This is a genomic window from Streptomyces sp. AA1529 (assembly GCF_000280905.1).
Taxonomy (GTDB): Bacteria; Actinomycetota; Actinomycetes; order Streptomycetales; family Streptomycetaceae; genus Streptomyces.
Genome location: NZ_ALAP01000102.1, coordinates 19,054 through 36,617 on the forward strand (window position 1 = coordinate 19,054; position 17,564 = coordinate 36,617).

16 protein-coding genes are annotated in these 17,564 nt (G+C 72.2%); 10 read left to right on the forward strand and 6 right to left on the reverse strand.

The window, feature by feature from the left end; all coding sequences use genetic code 11:
- Positions 1-50 precede the first annotated feature (50 nt).
- The 3 genes from A949_RS0130000 to A949_RS0130010 form a co-directional block, all read right to left on the reverse strand.
- Positions 51-911 carry an ATP-grasp domain-containing protein gene (locus tag A949_RS0130000; protein WP_019359761.1) on the reverse strand — a complete coding sequence of 287 codons (861 nt, stop codon included), beginning with the start codon at positions 909-911 and terminating at the stop codon, positions 51-53.
- Positions 908-1,819, reverse strand: coding sequence for an ATP-grasp domain-containing protein (locus A949_RS0130005; RefSeq protein WP_019359762.1), 912 nt, complete (start codon positions 1,817-1,819; stop codon positions 908-910). Before A949_RS0130005 ends, A949_RS0130000 begins: the two co-directional genes overlap by 4 nt.
- 222 nt (positions 1,820-2,041) lie before the next feature.
- Positions 2,042-2,314 carry a winged helix-turn-helix transcriptional regulator gene (locus tag A949_RS0130010; protein ID WP_019359763.1) on the reverse strand — a complete coding sequence of 91 codons (273 nt, stop codon included), beginning with the start codon at positions 2,312-2,314 and terminating at the stop codon, positions 2,042-2,044.
- A gap of 142 nt (positions 2,315-2,456) precedes the next feature.
- Between A949_RS0130010 and A949_RS0130015 the strand changes: the two genes are divergently transcribed.
- Positions 2,457-3,017, forward strand: coding sequence for a carboxymuconolactone decarboxylase family protein (locus tag A949_RS0130015; protein WP_019359764.1), 561 nt, complete (start codon positions 2,457-2,459; stop codon positions 3,015-3,017).
- 184 nt (positions 3,018-3,201) lie between these two features.
- On the forward strand, positions 3,202-3,507 hold the full coding sequence (locus tag A949_RS36970; protein WP_078565575.1) for an SDR family NAD(P)-dependent oxidoreductase: 306 nt from the start codon (positions 3,202-3,204) through the stop codon (positions 3,505-3,507).
- On the opposite strand, the gene A949_RS0130020 is transcribed toward A949_RS36970, so the two are convergent.
- Complete coding sequence (locus A949_RS0130020) at positions 3,434-4,744, reverse strand: MFS transporter (protein WP_051019697.1); 1,311 nt, start codon at positions 4,742-4,744, stop codon at positions 3,434-3,436. The two genes, A949_RS36970 and A949_RS0130020, sit on opposite strands and share 74 nt — an antisense overlap.
- 710 nt (positions 4,745-5,454) lie before the next feature.
- Complete coding sequence (locus tag A949_RS0130025) at positions 5,455-7,107, reverse strand: hypothetical protein (RefSeq protein WP_237735943.1); 1,653 nt, start codon at positions 7,105-7,107, stop codon at positions 5,455-5,457.
- Between the two features lie 812 nt (positions 7,108-7,919).
- Here A949_RS0130025 and A949_RS37380 point away from each other — a divergent pair.
- From A949_RS37380 to A949_RS35090, 7 genes are all read left to right on the forward strand, one after another.
- Entirely contained in the window at positions 7,920-9,470 is a 1,551-nt protein-coding gene (locus tag A949_RS37380; RefSeq protein WP_158687656.1) for an ATP-binding protein, read from the forward strand.
- Between the two features lie 4 nt (positions 9,471-9,474).
- Complete coding sequence (locus tag A949_RS0130035) at positions 9,475-9,879, forward strand: roadblock/LC7 domain-containing protein (RefSeq protein WP_019359768.1); 405 nt, start codon at positions 9,475-9,477, stop codon at positions 9,877-9,879.
- The gene (locus A949_RS0130040; protein WP_019359769.1) at positions 9,876-10,241 is read left to right on the forward strand and encodes a DUF742 domain-containing protein; all 366 of its coding nucleotides are present in this window, start codon (positions 9,876-9,878) and stop codon (positions 10,239-10,241) included. Before A949_RS0130035 ends, A949_RS0130040 begins: the two co-directional genes overlap by 4 nt.
- Entirely contained in the window at positions 10,222-10,842 is a 621-nt protein-coding gene (locus A949_RS0130045) for an ATP/GTP-binding protein (protein WP_019359770.1), read from the forward strand. The genes A949_RS0130040 and A949_RS0130045 overlap by 20 nt, the downstream gene beginning before the upstream one ends.
- Positions 10,839-12,101: a cytochrome P450 gene (locus A949_RS0130050; protein WP_019359771.1), complete on the forward strand. Its 1,263-nt coding sequence runs from the start codon at positions 10,839-10,841 to the stop codon at positions 12,099-12,101. The genes A949_RS0130045 and A949_RS0130050 overlap by 4 nt, the downstream gene beginning before the upstream one ends.
- A 171-nt stretch (positions 12,102-12,272) precedes the next feature.
- On the forward strand, positions 12,273-14,651 hold the full coding sequence (locus A949_RS0130055; protein WP_019359772.1) for a chitinase C-terminal domain-containing protein: 2,379 nt from the start codon (positions 12,273-12,275) through the stop codon (positions 14,649-14,651).
- Between the two features lie 351 nt (positions 14,652-15,002).
- Complete coding sequence (locus tag A949_RS35090) at positions 15,003-15,425, forward strand: OsmC family protein (protein WP_019359773.1); 423 nt, start codon at positions 15,003-15,005, stop codon at positions 15,423-15,425.
- 96 nt (positions 15,426-15,521) lie between these two features.
- On the opposite strand, the gene A949_RS0130065 is transcribed toward A949_RS35090, so the two are convergent.
- Positions 15,522-16,244, reverse strand: a complete 723-nt coding sequence (locus tag A949_RS0130065; RefSeq protein ID WP_019359774.1) for a hypothetical protein — start codon at positions 16,242-16,244, stop codon at positions 15,522-15,524.
- Positions 16,245-16,966: 722 nt separating this feature from the next.
- Between A949_RS0130065 and A949_RS0130075 the strand changes: the two genes are divergently transcribed.
- Positions 16,967-17,449, forward strand: a complete 483-nt coding sequence (locus A949_RS0130075; protein WP_019359776.1) for a hypothetical protein — start codon at positions 16,967-16,969, stop codon at positions 17,447-17,449.
- Positions 17,450-17,564 lie beyond the last annotated feature (115 nt).

The window sequence follows — 17,564 nt, forward strand, 5'->3', positions numbered from 1 at the left end:
TTCCTGCCTCCGGCCGCGGGGGCGCCGCCGTACGCGCCCGGCGCCGCCGCTCACCGCCCGGGGCGGCACCCGGCCGCGGAGGTGTCCCGGGCGGCGGCACCCCTGCGCAGGACGAGGTCGGCCAGCGCGCGCGGCGCCTCCGCCTGGCCGCGGATCCCGGGGAACGCGTTGATGTCCACGATCAGCGGGCCCCCGTCGCCGTCGACGAGGTCGAGTCCGTACACCTCCAGGCCGAAGGCCGCGCCCGTCCGCAGCGCGAGGTCGTACCAGGCGCGCGGCACGTCGCCGGGGGCGAGGGGCTCGGCCGGCTCGCGGCCCGCCGGTCCCGCGGGGTCGTCCCCGGCCAGTTCCGAGCGGCGCAGCCCGGCGAAGAGCCGCCCGGAGATCACCCAGAGCTTGCGGTCCCAGCCGTCGTTCGCCGCGAACGGCTGCACCACGACCGGTTCGGAGCCCCATGTGCCGCACAGCGCCCGGATCTGCCGGGCGTCGTCGACCCGGGCGACGAGGTCGCCGCGCCTGCTGTACCGGCTCTTGACGACCACCGGGTACCTCGGTTGCAGCGCGGCCAGCTCCCGCAGCGCGCCCACCGTCCGGCTCGGCGCGAACGGCAATCCGGCCCGGTGGGCGAGCTCCGCCATCCGCGTCCGGTCCTGGCAGCGCGCGGTCGCCGCGGCGGAGTTCAGCACCACCGCACCGTGCCGCTCCAGGGCGTGGGCCAGGGCGAGTGCCCGCGGGGTGCGGGCCTTGAGCAGGCAGACGTCCGCGAGGGGGCGTTCCGGCCCGGCCGGCTGCGGAGCGGCGTCCGCAGCCGACGGATCGATCACCTCCACCAGGTGGTCGGGACGCAGCAGGGCCGTGGCGGCGGCCAGCAGCGGATGGTCGGGCCGCGGGGTGATCAGGACGACCCTCACCGCAGGTCACCGACCGCGGCGACCTGCGAAGCGGCCGGTTCCGGGCCGAACGTCCCCCCGGGCGGCGTCGGCAGCACCGCCTGCGGGGGCCCGGCGCTCCCCTCGTGCGCCAGGGCGAGGATCGCCCGCGCCACCCGCGCCGTCGCGTCGGGCACCTGCCGGAAACTCGGGAAGTCGTTCACGTCGACGACGACCGGGCCCTCGGGGCCGAGCAGCACGTCCACGCCGTACAGGTCGAGTCCGTACACGCTTCCCGTCTCGGCGGCGAGAGCGGCCACCTCCGCGCTCAGCGGCACCTGCTGCTCGGTTACCGACAGCTCGGGGTGCAGCGGTGAACAGCGCTGGGTGGCGAACATCTCTCCGCCGACGCAGTACACCTTCAGGTCCGTACCGGAGTTGGGCACATACGGCTGGGCGATCAGCAGCCCCTCACCGGCCAGCTCGTCGCACAGCGGCGGCAGCAGATCGGGCGAGGCCACCAGCCGGACGGCACGGCCCGCGCTCCCGTCGGCGGGTTTGACCACCAGGGGGAAATCGGAAGCGGGGATCTCCCCCAGCGATTCCGGCCGTGCCACCGCGTAGGTGACCGGTACCGGCAGTCCGCGGCTGCGGCCCACCGCCGCGGCGAGGGCCTTGTCCCGGACACCGCGGACCGCACGCGCGTCGTTGACCGTGGTGAGCCCCACCGCGGCGGCGGCCTCCAGCAGCGTCAGCCCGGGGCCGTGCGGCACGGTCTTGAGGACCCAGGCGTCGTGGCTGCCGGCCCGGATGTCCTCCGAGACCCGGATCAGCGAGACGCCCGGCCGCAGCACGTCCACACAGTGGCCCCAGGCCCTGAGCCGGCGGATGACCGCCGTCGGCATTCCGTCCTCCCGGTACCGCTCCTCGACCAGGAAACAGAGCCTCATGAGCTTTCGCCGCCCCTCTGCGCAACTCCGGATGCCGGAAGAACCGTCCGGCGTCCTGCTGACCATCCAACTGCATGATCCGCCCCGCCTTCTGGCGGCCCGTCACCGCCCCGGGAGCTGCGCCGCGGGCTGCTGCCGCCCGCGGTGGCGGCTGCCGGGGAACGCCGGGGTGACCGACCGTGGTCTCCCGGCCGTGCGGGGCCCGCCTGCCGTGCGCGCGCCTCAGGCGCCGCCTGCCGCCGCCCACCGGCGGCTCCAGTCGCCGAGCGGGCGGAGGGCGCCGACGAGTTCCTCGCCGAGCGGTGTCAAGTGGTATCCGTCATCCCGCGGGGTGACCAGCCGGGCCTGGGCCAGTTCCTCCAGCCGGGTGCTCAGCACGCTGGAGGACATCCGCTCGCACCGGCGCTGGAGCTCCCGGAATCCGGCCGGGCCCTGGCTGAGCTCCCAGACGATCCGCATGGTCCAGCGGCGTCCGAGCAGATCGAGGGCGGCCATGATCGGGCGGCCCGACGCGGATCCGCGGACCGGTGTACCGGGCCGGGGTGTTGCGGCTCCCGTGTCCACTCCTGGCTCCCTTCCCTTGTGCTTCGGCTGTCGAAGCAGGATAGTGGTTCGAAATTCGAAGCAGGGAGGCGCTGTGCCGCGTATCGAACCGCTCACTCCTCCGTACCCCGCCGACATCGCCGGGGCACTGGATCGCTGGATGCCCCCGGGAGTGCCGCACGAGCCCCTCGCGCTCTTCCGGGTGCTGCACCGCAACCCCGCGCTCGCCTCCCGGATGTTCGCGCTGGGCGCCGGTCTGCTCGGCCACGGCTCACTGCACGCCGTCGACCGGGAGCTCGTCATCGCGCGGGTGACGGCACGTGCGGACTGCGCCTACGAATGGGGTGTGCACGCCGCGACCCTCGCCCGGCAGGCCGGACTCGGCCCCGAGCAGTTGCGTGCCAGCGCCGCCCCCGGTGCGGCAACCGATCCGGTCTTCACGCCCCGGCAGGCGGCGCTGATGGGCGCGGTCGACGAACTGCACGAGACCGCACGGTTGTCCGACCCCGCCTGGACCGCGCTGCGGGCCCACTACATGGACGCGCAACTGCTGGAACTCCTCGTGCTGATCGGCTGGTACCGGACCATCAGCTGCCTGGCCAACGGGCTGCTGCTGGAGGACGAGCCCTGGGCGCAGCCGTTCCCCTCCCGGTGAGCCGCCGTATCTCGGGGGCTGCGGCCGGGCACCATTGGGCGCGCCTCCTGAGACGGCTCCCGCGCCCGCAGCGGCCCCGGTCGCGTTCCCGAGGTAGCCGCAATTCCACCCTTCCTTTTCCCGGAGCCCTGTCAGGGTCCTGCGCACATTCCATGCGGCGCGCGGCGGAGGAGACCGGAAGCAGATGGAGAAGAAACGTCGAATCGCATCGGTCACCGGCTCTTCCTCCGGGATCGGCGCTGCCGTGGCCCGCCGTCTGACGGAAAGCGGGATGCGTGTCGTCAATTCGAGCAGCTCGACCGGGGCCGGTGAGAAGCTTGCCGAAGAACTGCCCGGTGCCGGCTACATACGTGCGGACGTCGCGCGGCCCCGCGGGAGGGGAGGCGGACTTCGTCCGGCCGCCCGGAAGCGCACGCTCAGGCCGGGGGGCCGCCCTGGGGCGTGGGCTCCCGGGCGGGCTTTGCGGGCGGTGCGCTACCCGTCGCGCTGATCAGCCGCACTCCGCGCACGGACGGCAGGCAGAGGACGAAGGCATTGGCGGCCACCTGCCAGCAGACCCCGACGGCCAGCACTGTCGAGATGCTCGTACGCTCCGCCAGTGGTCCGGCCAGTGCAAGGCCGAGCGGGCCGATGGAGTAGGCACCGAACGACACGTACGACATCACCCGGGAGAGCGCCTCACGCGGCACGTACTGCTGAATGGTCGTCATCCACAGGGCGTTGAAGACCGAGTTGGCCACCCCCGCGCACAGCGCACCGGCGCACACCACGCCGAGCGGCGCCCCGGCGGCCAGTGCGGCGGAGGGGGCCGCCCACAGCACCGTGACCAGGGTGGTGACCAGTAGCGGTCGCGAGGGCCGCCGGCCGAGCAGGAGCAGCCCGCCGAGGACGGAGCCGAGGCCGTAGACCGCCACGATCGCGCCCCACGAGCCGGCTCCGGTGTAGCTCTCGTCCGCGGCGGCCGGTCCGAGCACCAGATACGGCGCCCAGACCACGAAGTTGAACATGGTGAACTGCAGCGTCACCGTCCACAGCCACCGGTGCGCGGTGAACACCCCCCAGCCGTCGCGCAGCTCGCGCAGCACGCCGGTGCCGACGACCGCCGCCCGCGACGGAGGGACGTGCAGCCGCATCAGGAACAGGGCGCACAGGGCGTAGGTTCCGGCGTCCACCATCAGCACCGTGGCGGGGGAGGCCAGCGTCACCAGTATCCCCGCGAGTGCGGGGCCCGCCACGCCGGCCACCGAGTTGCCCAGACCGATCATGGTGTTGGCGTCCGGCAACCGCGCGGGGGAGACCACGTGCGGCACCAGTCCGTCGAAGGAGGGCTTGAAGAAGGCTTCGCCGACGCCGCCGAGCGCGGCCAGCAGGAGGAGTTGCCACAGCCGGACCGAGCCGGTCAGGAGCAGGACTGCCAACGCACCCTGGGTCAATGCGCGCAGCCAGTCGGAGCACAGCATGATCAGGCGGCGGGGCAGCCGGTCGCCGAGGACTCCTCCGCCCAGCAGGAGGGCGACGAGCGGCACGATGCGCGCCGCCATCACGAAGCTGAGGTCGGAGAGCGAGCCGGTGGCCTCCAGGACGGCGAACGCGAGCGCGACCGTCGCCATGGCGGTGCCGAGCATCGAGGTGGTGTAACCAATGAAGAAGATGCGGAAATTCCGTTCCCGCAGGACAGCCAGATGCCGTAATGCCTGGCGAAGGGAGTGCCGCGGGCGGCTCGCCATGTGTCCGGTCGCTCCTTCGGTGCTGGGTCCGGATCGGGAATTCTTGTACCACGCCGCTCGGTTCCGCCGCGACAGCAGACCGGGTCGTCGACTGCCTCGGCCCGGGGAGCATCGGAGGTTTCCGGACCGGGCGCGCTGCGCCCGGAAGCGCAGCAGCCTGTTCCCAGTTCGACCGGTGCGATGGCCGGGCACGGTTTCCGATCACGGCCTCGTCCCGCACATGTCAGGAGTCAGACGGTGACAGGTCCGTGCGGCTGCGGTTCTCTGATGCAGCTCCGATCCGGAACGTTTCCGAGGAACAGTGCCGGGCAGTTCGGGATTCCGAACCTGCTCTGTTCCACGTCTTTCGGCTTGCTTCTCCGCTCTGCTTTCTCCGGAGACGGAGCGGACATCTCACAAGGATCGAGCCCGCGAATTCCGCGGGCGTGGAGATGTGGAATGGTTCCCGCACAGCAGGCTCCCGCCTCGGCCACGAGTTCGGCTTCGAGGACGGCGGTATCGGCACCGTCCACTCCAGGCTCACCGCTCCGCTCCCCGCCGCGCTGTGCGGACCCGCCCGCCCTCCTGGGCCGGAGGACGGGGCATCGTGCTGAGCGGTGCCCGGCGCGGGGTAGCGGCTGCCGGGTGCGGCGCCGGACCGGCGACGGGTGCGGCACCCGCGTCCACCGGCACCGCGGCCTGCGCGTTGCCCGATGCCCGCAGGCCGGGGCTCAGCCGTCCAGCCAGTCGCCGGCGACCGCGGACGGTGCGTAGCCCTGGGCGTTCCACAGGAAGTGCGGATGGGCGCAGCCGAACATGTAGGAGAGCAGGGCCGTGTCCTCCTTGCAGGCGGGCGGCCGGTGCAGGGTGTGGAACAGATCCGCACCCACCTCCCCGGAGTCCGTCTGGACCGCGCGGGCACCCCGGCCGCCGGCCAGACACGCCCGGACCCCGGCGACGTAGGTGCGGCGCAGGATCTCCCAGACCGAACCGACGTTGCCGCGCCACTCCCCGTGCAGCGCCTCGAAGGCGGCCAGTTCACGGTCGAAGAGCCGCCAGACCGCGGGCTGCTCCCGGCGGCAGCGCGCCGAGAGCGCGGCCGCCGCGGCACCGAGGTGCTCCACCAGCGGGATGTCGCCGACCTCCAGTGCCACCCCCTCGGTCAGCAGGCCGGTGCAGGCGTTCGGCTCGATGCCGCACAGGAGACAGTCCTCCCGTGCGGGAAGGCCGTCGGTGATCCCGTCGAACCACAGGGCGTGCCGGCCCGTCAGCCCTTCCCAGACGACGGTGGTGTTCATCAGCCAGGAGTTCCAGCGCAGCTCGTGGGACTCCGGAAGGCACCCGTACTTGAGGAGTGCGAGGACGCAGGCGCCGTACAGCGCCTTGTCGTGGGTGGACATGGAGCTCAGCCAGAAGTTGCTGGCCTCGCCGGTGACCGCGTCGGCGCGTACGTCGGTCATGTCGTTGAGCACCCGGCACAGGACCAGCGCCGCCAGATGCTCCTCCTGCCACAGCTCCTCGTCCGGCGAGACGTGCCAGAACAGGCAGTCCATGAGCTGGAGCAGGGAGTAGGAGGGTTTGTCGAGCGGCGTGCGCTGGGGGAGCGCGACCGTGCCCGCCACATGCCGGTCGAGCCAGTGCTCGTCGACCGACCGCTTGTGGGCGGCGTAGAGCCCGCACAGCAGAGCGCGTGCCCCGTTGCTCGTGCGGTCCCGTGCGAGCCCCCGCCGCACGCGCCGGGCGCTCTCGGACACCTCGATCGCCGCCTCGACCCGCTTGTACTCGTGGAGCACCAGGATGTCGTCCTGGTGCCGGAAGCGGAGGCCGAGGTCCCGTTCGGAGTCGTTCATCTTCCGGGTCCACACCCAGCCGCCGGTCAGCACGCTGTCGAGTTCCCTCCGCTCGGGCCAGGTCTTGACCCTCAGCGGCCGTCCGTCGCTCCTGCGCCAGTCGTAGTCCTCCAGCCCGCGGGGGAGCGGCTCGGGCAACTGGGCGCAGAGGGCACAGCTGCACGCGCCGTCGTCGGCCGGTGCCTGCGGGCCCGCGGCGCGTTCGTGCCAGGCGCCCTCCAGTAACGCGCACGAGAGCCGGCACAGGGCGACGCCGGTCTCCATCCCCGGGAAGTCCTCCTGCACGACGGCGAGGCCCGCCTCCAGCCGGCGCAGGCGCTCCGCCCCGTGCTCGTCGAGGGCGGTGAATTCCCGGGGCGGTCGGCGCAACGCGCCTTCCACGGAGAAGGTGGTGCGGCGCCGCTCTTCCCGGTGGACCGCCGTGTCGCGACGCGCGATGCCGGCTTTTTCGCGTTGCTTGAAATCGGCTGTAGAACTCTTGATCACATTCTTGATCATGTTTGCCAGTTCGCCACTGGTCGCGCTTCGTTCCATCGGTGAATCCCTCCTGCTCGTGGGTTCGCCCACGGTGGTGCTGTGCGCATGACAAGCGCACGGATGCGGTGGCTCGGTGCCCTCCTCGGGCGAGGGTGCCGGTCCGGACGTTCGCCGATGACCTGTCCGAAGCAGGTCGGCAGGCAGCAGAGCCCTTCCGGCCGCGGGTTCCGTGGGGTGGGCCGCGCGGCCGGCGGGACGCCCTGCCGGTACCAGGAGAGTCTCCCCATAATCGTCGGATGCATCCGGGGTGTGTACGCGGTATGTGCCTGGCTCATGTGACTGGTCCAGGACGGTCAAAGTAGACCAGAAAAAGAACTCCTACGTGAGTAGATGTTCAAGAATCATCAACAAGTTGCCGTGGAGAACTGTTCGAACAATCCCGGCCGTTCCGCTGGTGACTGCGGGTGGCATATGACACCCGCAGCGCGCGAGGCGAAGAGCTCCCGCCTGTCCCCGCCCGCAGGTCGGAGCGGATCGCCCGTCGGCCACCGCGGCATTCCGGGGCCGGGACCGCCCCCGCCGAAGGCAACCGGATTTCACCCAGGGCTGTTCGAACGCAAATCCGGGATGTATGGCGGAACATGGCATCTCCTGCGGGGCGGCCCCGCACCTGGCTAAACTCCCCGACTCCCGGCGGGTTGGCGCGCTCCCGGAGCTGCGGCCTGCCGTCACACCGCTTCAGGAGCACTTTTCGAAAGGAAGTGGAAGTGTCGGCGGACCACTCGGTGAGGGCCGCCTCCGGTCATGGACCCGGCCGCACGAAGAGCGATTCCGACCCGCCCCGTCCGAGCAATTGGTTGAGGACCCAGATGGAACTTGCCACGACCCCACCCGCAGCCCGGCTGCCCGCTGCCTGGTACGCGTGGTGGGCACTTCCCGTAGCGATATGCGTGGCCACGGCCGTCGCGGTGGTCGCGGGGTCGGCCGGGGCACAGCCGGCGGTCCTCATCGCCGGAGCGGTGGCCACCGCGGCCACCGCCGTGTGCGTCGAGCGCCTGCTGAACTGCGAACGCCGGTTCCGCCACGCGATCGGCAGCCACCGGGACCAGGCCATGCGGGACAAGGAGCAGTGGGAGCGGTGGCTGGCCTCGGTCGAGGAGAAGTACGCCACCGAACTGTCGGGCCTGCAGGCCCGGCTGACCGACGTCACGGAGCGGCACCGGGTGCAGCTGCTGCGGCTGCCGGAGGAGTTCCTGCCCGCCGCCATCGACGCGCTGCGCCGGGGCGAGGCGATGGACGACCTGCTGCGGCCGCTGGCCGAGGATCCCGAGGTGCCCGAGGAGTTCCGCGGCACCTTCCGGAAGATCCTGCGGTCCGCCATGATCGCCATCGAGGAGGAGTTCGACCGCAGCACCTCGGCCCGCCAGTCGGTGGTCAGCATCGGCAGCCGGATGCAGGTCTACACCAGCAAGATCCGGGCCCAGCTGCACGAGATGCAGGGCGTGCACGGCAACCTGCCGACCGTGGCGCGCGACCTGATGCAGCTCGACCAGGAGATCGGCCCGGCCGACTGCCTGGCCGCCAGCATCGTCGTGCTGGGAGGAGCGGACCGGCCGGGCAGGCAGTGGCAGACCCACCAGCCGCTGATCAGCGTGGCCCGGGGCGGCATGGCGCGCATCAAGGAGTACAAGCGCGTGCAGTTGCGCAGCCTCCCCGAGCTGGGCGTGGACGGCAGCCTGGTCGACCATCTCACGCTGATCCTCGCCCACCTGATGGACAACGCGACGCGGTACTCGCCCCCGGCCGAGACGGTGATCGTCTCCGGCCGGGAGGTCCCCAACGGGCTGGGCATCGAGATCCAGGACGCCGGGACCGGGCTCAAGGAGGAGAAGCGGCGCCAGGCGCTGCGGCTGCTGGACGGGGTCGCCGTCGGCTCGGGTCCGGGCGGACTGGCCGAGGACGCCCAGCTGGGCCTGCGGGTCGTGGGCAACCTCGCGCGCAAGTACGGCATCACGGTCACCTTCGACCACTCGCCGTGGCTCGGCACCGCCGTCGTCGTCGTGGTGCCGCACAAGTACTTCAAGCCCCTCGACCAGCCCCGCTACCCCGACCCGTCCTCGGTGCGGGCCGCCATCCCCCGGCGGCGGCCCGATCCGGTCCCGGTGAGCCCGCCGGCGGACGAGGTGCCGGACGAGGAGCCGCCGCCGGGCGGCACCACGCCGGGCGGTCTGCCCAAACGGAGCAAGCAGTCCGCCGACGGACCCGGCGTCCGGCACGGCATGCGCGCCCCGGCCGCCGAGGACCCCGGCGTACCGCCGGAGGAGTCGTTCGCCGGGCTGGCCGCCTTCGTCTCCGGCAGCGGCCCCTCCTCCGCCCCCGACCCGCACGACCGCCTCGATGACCGACAAGAGGGTGACTAGCCACATGACGCAGCACCAGACCGACCTGAGCTGGGCGCTCCGCGAACTGGCGGAGAGCATCCAGGAGATCCGCTTCGCGCTGGTGGCCTCTTCCGACGGGAAGGCCATCACCTCCTACGGCGCGGACCCGGACGACGCCGACCGGTTCGCCGCCATCGTCGCGGGCCTGCAGTCGCTGGCCCAGCCGGTCGCCGAGCAGTTCCCCAAGGAGAACGGCCGGCTCCGGCTCGCCGGGATCGAGGTGGACGGCGGGCACCTGTTCGTCGTCCGCGCGGGAACCGAGACATACCTGGGCGTGCTCGCCAGGTCCGGACTCGACCAGGGCCTGCTCGGACACCAGATGAGGGACTGCGCCCGCAGGATGGGGGACCTCCTCGGGACCGTGCCGCGGCAGGGGCAGCCTGGATGACCCAGCCGCGGCAGGGCTCGGGCCCGGGCGGGCTGGAGCGCTACTACGTACTCACCGGGGGCCGCAGCGCCCCCGGGGGAGCGGCGACCCTCGACGTGGCCACCCTGCTCGTCGCCCGCTCCGCGCCGGAGCCCGGGGTCCAGCCCGAGCACGACGCCATCCTCCGCTGGTGCCGCGACCCGCTGTCGGTGGCCGAACTGGGCGCGCATCTGCGGCTGCCCTTCAACATCCTCGCGGTGCTGGTGGCCGATCTGCTGGGCGCAGGCCGGGTGGAAGCCCGTGATCCGATCGCAGGTACGGGCGACCCCGGCCCCGACCTCGCGCTTCTCGAGGAGGTACTCAGTGGACTTCAACGGCTTTGACCAGCCGGCGTTCCCGCAGCGGGCGGACGCGCTGAACCAGGGGAGCCGGTCGGTCAAGGTGATGGTCGCCGGCGGCTTCGGCACGGGGAAGACGACCATGGTCGGCTCGGTGAGCGACATCGTGCCGCTCACCACGGAGGAGACGCTCACGCAGGCCAGCGCCGGAGTCGACGACCTGGTCGGGGTGGCGGACAAGAAGAGCACCACGGTCAGCCTCGACTTCGGCCGGATCAGCCTGAACGAGCAGCTCGTGCTCTACCTGTTCGGCACGCCGGGCCAGGAGCGGTTCTGGTTCCTGTGGAACGGGCTGTTCAAGGGCGCGCTCGGCGCGGTCGTCCTGGTGGACACCCGCCGCCTGCAGTCCAGCTTCCGGGCCATCGAGGAGATGGAGCGCCTGGAGGTCCCGTTCGTCATCGCCGTCAACGTCTTCCCGGACGCCCGCCGCCACCCGGCCGAGGAGGTGCGGGAGGCTCTGGCCGTCTCGTCCGCCACCCCGATCGTCGACTGCGACGCACGCGACCGGGTGTCGAGCCGCGATGTGCTGATCACGCTCATCCGCCACGTCAAGGAACGCTCCGCCGCCGTATTGGAGTCCCGATGAACGCCCAGCCCTCCGACGGTACGCGCCTGGAGGCGCCGCTCCCGCCCGCCGGCTGCCCGGTGGGGCACACCGGTGCGGCGACGCGGCTGTACGCGGCGGAGTCCACGGCCGATCCGTACGCGACCTACTCACGGTTGCGCAAGCAGTACGGGCCGGTGGCGCCGGTCCTGCTGGAGGGGGACGTGCGTGCCTGGCTGGTGCTCGGCTACCGGGAGAACCGGCGGGCGCTGGACAACCCGGGCCAGTTCAGCCGGGACTCGCGACGGTGGCGGGACTGGCAGGAGGGGCGGATCGAGGAGATGTCGCCACTCATCCCGATGCTGGGCTGGCGCCCCGACTGCCTCTCCCAGGACGGGGAGCCCCACCAGCGGCTGCGCGGCGCGGTCACCGACAGCATGGCGACGGTCGCGAACCGCGGGATACGCCGCCACGTCGTGCACTTCGCGCACAAGCAGATCGACGCCTTCGCGCACACCGGCCGCGCCGACCTGGTCCCGCAGTTCTCCGAACATCTGCCGATGCTGGTGCTCACCCGGCTGTTCGGGCTGCCCGAGTCGGACGGGGAGCAGCTGGTGGCGTCCTGCGCCCGGATGATGCGGGGCGGCGACGGCGCCGTCGAGCACAACGAGCGGATCATGCGGGTGCTCGCCGGTCTGACGGCGCACAAGCGGGCCGAGCCCGGGCCCGACTTCGCCACCGGGCTGATCGAGCACCCCGCCTGCCTGGACGACGACGAGGTGCAGAATCACCTCCGCCTCGTCCTCATCGCCGCCCACACCACCACCAGCAATCTGCTGGCCCGGGTGCTGCAGGCGGTGCTCAGCAGCAGTTCCCATCTCGCCGATCTGGTGAGCGGGCAGCTGACCGTCACGGCCCTCGTCGAGGAGACGATGTGGAACGCCCCGCCGCTGGCCGTGCTCCCGGGCCGGTTCGCCACCGCCGACTGCGAACTGGGCGGCCAGCAGGTCGAGGCGGGCGATCTGCTGATCCTCGGACTGGGGCCGGGGAACCTGGACCCGGAGATCCGGCCGCGCACCGGCACGGCGGTCCGCGGCAACCAGGCCCATCTGGCGTTCAGCAGCGGCCCGCACGAGTGTCCGGGGCAGGCCATCGGGCAGGCCATCATCGAGACGGCGGTGGAGGTACTGGTGCACCGGCTGCCCGGTCTGCGGCCCGCCGTCGACCCCGCCGAGCTCACCGACACGGCCTCCACCTGGGAGACCCGGCTGGACCATCTCCCGGTCACCTTTCCTGTGTAGCGCCGGAGCCGGGGCGCCGGTTCGGACGGGTCGGTTCTTTGGTACAGACCTATTGACCTACTGGTCTAGTCCACTTAAGGTCTGCGTCACCTTCATCTGTGGCGGCCTCGCGGAGGCGGCACGTCGCGGGGCCGCCTCCCGGTGCGACACCGACCCCCCAGGAGGAATCAGATGGTGTCCCCCAGACGCGGGAGAACCCCGCTCAGACGCGGGAGAGCCGCGCTCTCCGCGGTCGCGGCCGCGACCGCGGCGCTGCTGCTCGGCGGTCTCACCGCCCCCGCGGCAGCCGCACCGCACGCCGCACCCCCCTCCGGTACCGACTCCGCGTCCGCGCCGGCCGGCGCGGACGAGTCCTGCCGTCCCGACGGCCTCTACTCCACACCGGGCGTCGACGTCCCGTACTGCTCGGTCTACGACGGCAACGGGCGCGAGAAGATGGGCAGCGACCATCAGCGCCGCGTCATCGGCTACTTCAGCAGCTGGCGCACGGGCAAGGACGGCAAGCCGGCGTATCTCGTCGACGACATCCCATGGGACAAGGTCACCCACCTCAACTACGCCTTCGCGCACGTCGGCGGCGACGACCGGATCTCGGTCGGCGCCGACAACGCGGACAACCCGGCCACCGGAATGACCTGGCCCGGCGTCCCGGGAGCCGAGATGGATCCCGCGTACTCCTACAAGGGCCACTTCAACCTGCTCAACAAGTTCAAGAAGCAGCACCCGAACGTGAAGACCATGATCTCCGTCGGCGGTTGGGCGGAGAGCGGCGGCTACCTCGGCGACGACGGGGAGCGGGTGGCCTCGGGCGGGTTCTACAAGATGGCCACGAACTCCGACGGCTCGGTGAACCGCACCGGCATCGAGACGTTCGCCGACTCCGCGGTGGACTTCGTCCGCACCTACGGCTTCAACGGCGTCGACATCGACTACGAGTACGCCACCAGCATGAAGGACGCGGGCAACCCGCTGGACTGGTCGCTGGCCAACCCGCGGCGCGCGGGCCTGGTGAAGGGCTACGACGCGCTGATGAAGACGCTGCGCCAGAAGCTCGACCGGGCCGGGGCCGAGGACGGGCGGCACTACCTGCTCACCGCCGCCGCACCGGCCTCCGGATGGCTGCTGCGCGGCATGGAGACGTACCAGATGCAGAAGTACCTGGACTACGTCAACATCATGTCCTACGACCTGCACGGCGCCTGGAACAAGTACGTCGGTCCGAACGCCTCGCTCTTCGACGACGGGAAGGACGGCGAACTGGCCGCCGCCGGGGTCTACAACACCTCGCAGTACGGCGGCATCGGCTATCTGAACACCGACTGGGCGTACCACTACTTCCGCGGATCGATGCCCGCGGGCCGCATCAACATCGGACTGCCCTACTACACCCGCGGGCACAAGAACGTGCAGGGCGGCACGGACGGGCTCTGGGGCACCGCGCCCTCGTCCGACTGCCCCGCCGGGTCCGGGCTCAGCACATGCGGAGACGGCGCCGTCGGCATCGACAACCTGTGGCACGACAAGGACACGGACGGGGAGGAGTCCCCCGCGGGGTCGAACCCGATGTGGCACGCCAAGAACCTGGAGAAGGGCGTCGTCGGTGACTATGTGACCGACTACGGCTTCCCCGCCGACACCTCCCTGGAGGGCACCTACACCCGGCACTACGACTCGACGCTCGTGGCGCCCTGGCTGTGGAACGAGAAGAAGAAGGTCTTCCTCTCCACCGAGGACGAGCAGTCGGTCGCGGCGAAGGCCGACTACGTGGTGGACCGCGGCCTGGGCGGCACGATGGTCTGGGAACTGGCGGGCGACTACGGCTGGAACGGCGAGAAGGGCCAGTACGAGAGCGGCGACACGCTCACGACCGTCATGTACGACGCGTTCAAGTCCGCCGCCCCGTACGGTGCGCGGCGGGCCGGCACCGACCTGCCCACCGACGCCGTCGACATCGACGTCTCCTTCGGGGACTTCCCGCTGGGCGACTCCAACTACCCCATCAGCCCGAAGCTGACGATCACCAACAACACCGGGAGCACGCTGCCGGGTGGAACCGAGTTCCAGTTCGACTACGGCACCTCCGCCCCGGACAACGCCAAGGACCAGTCCGGCTTCGGCGCGAAGGTGATCAAGAGCGGCCACAGCGGGCCCAACAAGGGCGGACTCGACGGCGACTTCCAGCGGGTCTCACTGAAGGTTCCGGGCTGGCAGTCCGTGCCGCCCGGCGGCTCGATCTCGCTCGACTTCGTCTACTACCTGCCCGTCTCGACCCCGTCCAACTGGACGGTGACCATCGACGGCACGACCTACGGGCTCACCGGGGACCTGAGGCGCGGTACCACCGTGGTGGAACCCGGCTCCGGCGATCCGGGCGATCCCGGGGAGCCCGGCGAGTGCTCCGGCGACGCGTGGGCGGCCTCCACCGTCTACCACGGCGGTGACGTGGTGGCGCACGACGGCCACACCTGGAAGGCCAAGTGGTGGACGCAGGGCGACGAGCCCGGCACAGGCGGGGGAGGAGGCGTCTGGGAGGACCTCGGCTCCTGCTGAGCCGAACGCCGCTCCCGGCCGTCGGCGGCGGACGGCTCCCCGTCCGCCGCCGACGGCGCTCCGGCGCCCGCCGCTGTGCCGGGGCGCCGCCCGGCGGTACGGACCGCCGCGTGGCGAGGGCCCGGGGCCGGGCGCCGAGGTTTCGCACGCCACGTCCTGGTGACCCCGGAAGGCGGCGGACACCCGGCCCGGACACCGGGCGTGTGACGTGGCCCGGCGGCCACGGAGGACCGCGGGAGGCAGCGGACGGCCGCACCCCGCTCTCCGCCGCCGACGGCGGGCCGCGCACCCGCCGTCGGAACGGCCCGCCGGACGCGGAGGAGGTCCGATCCGCCGCGGAAGGAGACCCTGATGTCGCACCACACGCTCCACACCACCGCGGCCTACTCGGTGAAGGGCGACGCTTCCTCGCCGGACGGCGACCGGGTGCACGTGGAAGAGGGCGGAAGGGAACTGCCGGTGGCCGCCCCTCCCGGCCCGCAGGCTGCCCACGACGGGACGGAATGGAGCCCGGAGCAGCTCTACGCCGCCGCGGTGGCGTCCTGCCTGCATCAGACACTGGGCGTGGTCGGCAGCGAGACGGGCGCCGACCTGAGCGGCAGCCGGGTGCGCGCGGAGGTGGCCCTCGGCCACGAAGGCGCGCTGCGCTACTCCTTCACCACCCGCGCCGAGGTCGCGCTCCCGAACGTCGATCCGCGGGCACGGAACGGCCTCGTGCGGGAGGCGATGCGCTCCTGCCCGGTGTCGGCGGAGGTCGAACTCGTCGACCCCTGACATCCGCGCCCCGGCCGGTTGCCGACGGCGCCCCGGCGGCCTCGCCGCCGCACTCGGACGCTCCGTCGCCCGGGCCCCGGGCACGTGTCCGCTCGGCTACGCCTTCGCGCCGCCGGAGGAGCGCAGCATGCCGGGGGAGAGGTCGAAGCTGAGCGCGAGCCCCTTCTCGGCCGCCTCGGCACCGGTGAGCCGGACGCCTTCGGGCAGCTCGTCCTGCAGGCCGACGGTGCGCGGACCGAGCTGGTCGGCGAACCCGTCCATGCCGGGCAGCGAGGTCAGCGTGTCGATCCGCAGCTGCTGACCCATGACGCGCACGCTCTTCGGGGTGATGGTCAGGCCCCCGTCCGGAGAGGCGGAGACCGTGTTCAGCACGGTGACCGGGATCCCGAGACCGCCCACGGGGCCCGAGAGCGTGAGGTGGCTGCCATCCGTGCCGGGCTTCATGTCCCGCACCGGCTCGGGCAGCTGCTCGGCCAGTTCGTCGTAACCCACCGTGACGGTGGCCGACCCCGAGTGCGCGCTGCCGTCGGTGGACACGCCGTGCAGGGCCGCGTCCACGGCGAAGGACGTCCCCTCGCGCCGGACCTCGTCCGCGCTGATGTGCACGGTCCCCACCCGGCCGGTCAGGGTCTTCAACCCGGCCAGCGGGTCCGTGAGCTCGGCGTGCACGCCGCTGGCCGAGTCGCCGAGCTCGGCGCGGACGGCCTCGGTGGCGCGCTGCTGCGCCTCGTGTTCGACGAACGCGTTGGCACCCCCGCCCGCGGCGACGACGGCAGCGAGCGCGGAGACGGTGACGAGAACGGTACGGCGGGTGTTCATGGGGGTGGTACTCCCTGTCTGGGACGCGGCGCCGGGACGGTGGCGCCGGGGCACCGCTCGGGCCCGGGGACAGAGCCTCGACCGGTGCGCGCCGGGCGGGCGCCCGGCGGTACGTGTGGGGGGTGGGGGGGATGGCGGCGGTGGCCGACCGCGTCGTCGGTGTCGGCTTCCGGACCGGGCTGCTGCGGGGGTGCCGATGGCACGGCCCGGCCGGGCGCCGGAGCGCCGGGCCCTCCGGACCGGCGTTTCCGCCAGGTGCCGGCTTCCGGGTCCGCAACGGGTGGCTGCCGGAGCGGTGAGAGCACTTTTGGTGGAGTATGCCATGACATCCCGTCCGCACCGTGCGCCCTGTGGCACACCGCACGGCCCCGCACCGCTGTGCGCCGGGACCCGCACGGAGCGTGGCACGTGTGTCCTCCCGGCCGGTGCTGCCCGTGCCCGTGCCGCGGCGGTTCGGTGCGCGACAGGAGTGTCGGCACCCCGTTCGCGTCCCGCCGCCGCGGGCAAGGTGGAGCGCTCTCCGGCGGCGTGCCGAAGGAGCGGCCTCGGGCGGTGTGTGCCGCGATGCGCTGGGGATGCCGGGTTTGGAACCGCGCGCTAGCTCATTGGGATGGCGCTTGGGGGAGGCTCTCGACGCCGCCGTCGAGCAAAAGCAATGATTTGCGCATCAGTTGCACCTTGCATCGGTATTCCGGTGCATTTCGGTGAAGGAGCAGTGTGCGATGAACATGCGCGGAGCGGTGTGCGCGGTGGCGGCGGCTTTGGCCTTCGTGGGTGCGGGGAGCGCGCAGGCGGCCACCCCGTCGAGTCCGGGAGTCTCGGCCGCGCCGGTCCGGGCGGCCGAACGGGCCGCGGTCGGGCGGGTCATGAGCGACCACATCATCCGGCCGCGGGCGACCATCTGCAAGAACCAGGCGTGGACCTCGGGCAACGGCCGGGCCGTTCTGCGGATGCAGCAGGACGGCAACTTCGTCCTGTACAAGGACGGCCGTGCCGTCTGGCAGGCGCCGCACACCTGGAGCCGCGGCAACTGCGCCGTCTTCCAGGAGGACGGCAACTTCGTCGTCTACGACAGCGCCGGAAAGCCGGTCTGGGCGGCCGGCACCTGGCACAAGGGCGCCTACCTCGCCATCCAGGACGACGGCAACGTCGTCGTCTACAACAGCGCCCGGCGGCCGGTCTGGGCGACCAACACCGGCGACTGACGCCGTCGCCCGGCCGTTCCCCGCGGTGCGCGGGGAACGGCCGGGGCCCGTAGCGCGCCCGGCGCCCGCCTCACCTGGCCGGTTCGTCCGCCGGCTCGTCGGGTGCCGCCGACGG

What these genes read in the sequence shown, in the direction of transcription:
- A949_RS0130005 (WP_019359762.1), bottom strand. Translation starts at nt 1,819, where the DNA reads ATGAGGCTCTGTTTCCTGGTCGAGGAGCGGTACCGGGAGGACGGAATG.
- A949_RS0130010 (WP_019359763.1), bottom strand. Translation starts at nt 2,314, where the DNA reads ATGGCCGCCCTCGATCTGCTCGGACGCCGCTGGACCATGCGGATCGTC.
- A949_RS36970 (WP_078565575.1), top strand. Translation starts at nt 3,202, where the DNA reads ATGGAGAAGAAACGTCGAATCGCATCGGTCACCGGCTCTTCCTCCGGG.
- A949_RS0130020 (WP_051019697.1), bottom strand. Translation starts at nt 4,744, where the DNA reads ATGGCGAGCCGCCCGCGGCACTCCCTTCGCCAGGCATTACGGCATCTG.
- A949_RS0130025 (WP_237735943.1), bottom strand. Translation starts at nt 7,107, where the DNA reads ATGGAACGAAGCGCGACCAGTGGCGAACTGGCAAACATGATCAAGAAT.
- A949_RS37380 (WP_158687656.1), top strand. Translation starts at nt 7,920, where the DNA reads ATGGAACTTGCCACGACCCCACCCGCAGCCCGGCTGCCCGCTGCCTGG.
- A949_RS0130035 (WP_019359768.1), top strand. Translation starts at nt 9,475, where the DNA reads ATGACGCAGCACCAGACCGACCTGAGCTGGGCGCTCCGCGAACTGGCG.
- A949_RS0130040 (WP_019359769.1), top strand. Translation starts at nt 9,876, where the DNA reads ATGACCCAGCCGCGGCAGGGCTCGGGCCCGGGCGGGCTGGAGCGCTAC.
- A949_RS0130050 (WP_019359771.1), top strand. Translation starts at nt 10,839, where the DNA reads ATGAACGCCCAGCCCTCCGACGGTACGCGCCTGGAGGCGCCGCTCCCG.
- A949_RS0130055 (WP_019359772.1), top strand. Translation starts at nt 12,273, where the DNA reads ATGGTGTCCCCCAGACGCGGGAGAACCCCGCTCAGACGCGGGAGAGCC.
- A949_RS35090 (WP_019359773.1), top strand. Translation starts at nt 15,003, where the DNA reads ATGTCGCACCACACGCTCCACACCACCGCGGCCTACTCGGTGAAGGGC.
- A949_RS0130065 (WP_019359774.1), bottom strand. Translation starts at nt 16,244, where the DNA reads ATGAACACCCGCCGTACCGTTCTCGTCACCGTCTCCGCGCTCGCTGCC.
- A949_RS0130075 (WP_019359776.1), top strand. Translation starts at nt 16,967, where the DNA reads ATGAACATGCGCGGAGCGGTGTGCGCGGTGGCGGCGGCTTTGGCCTTC.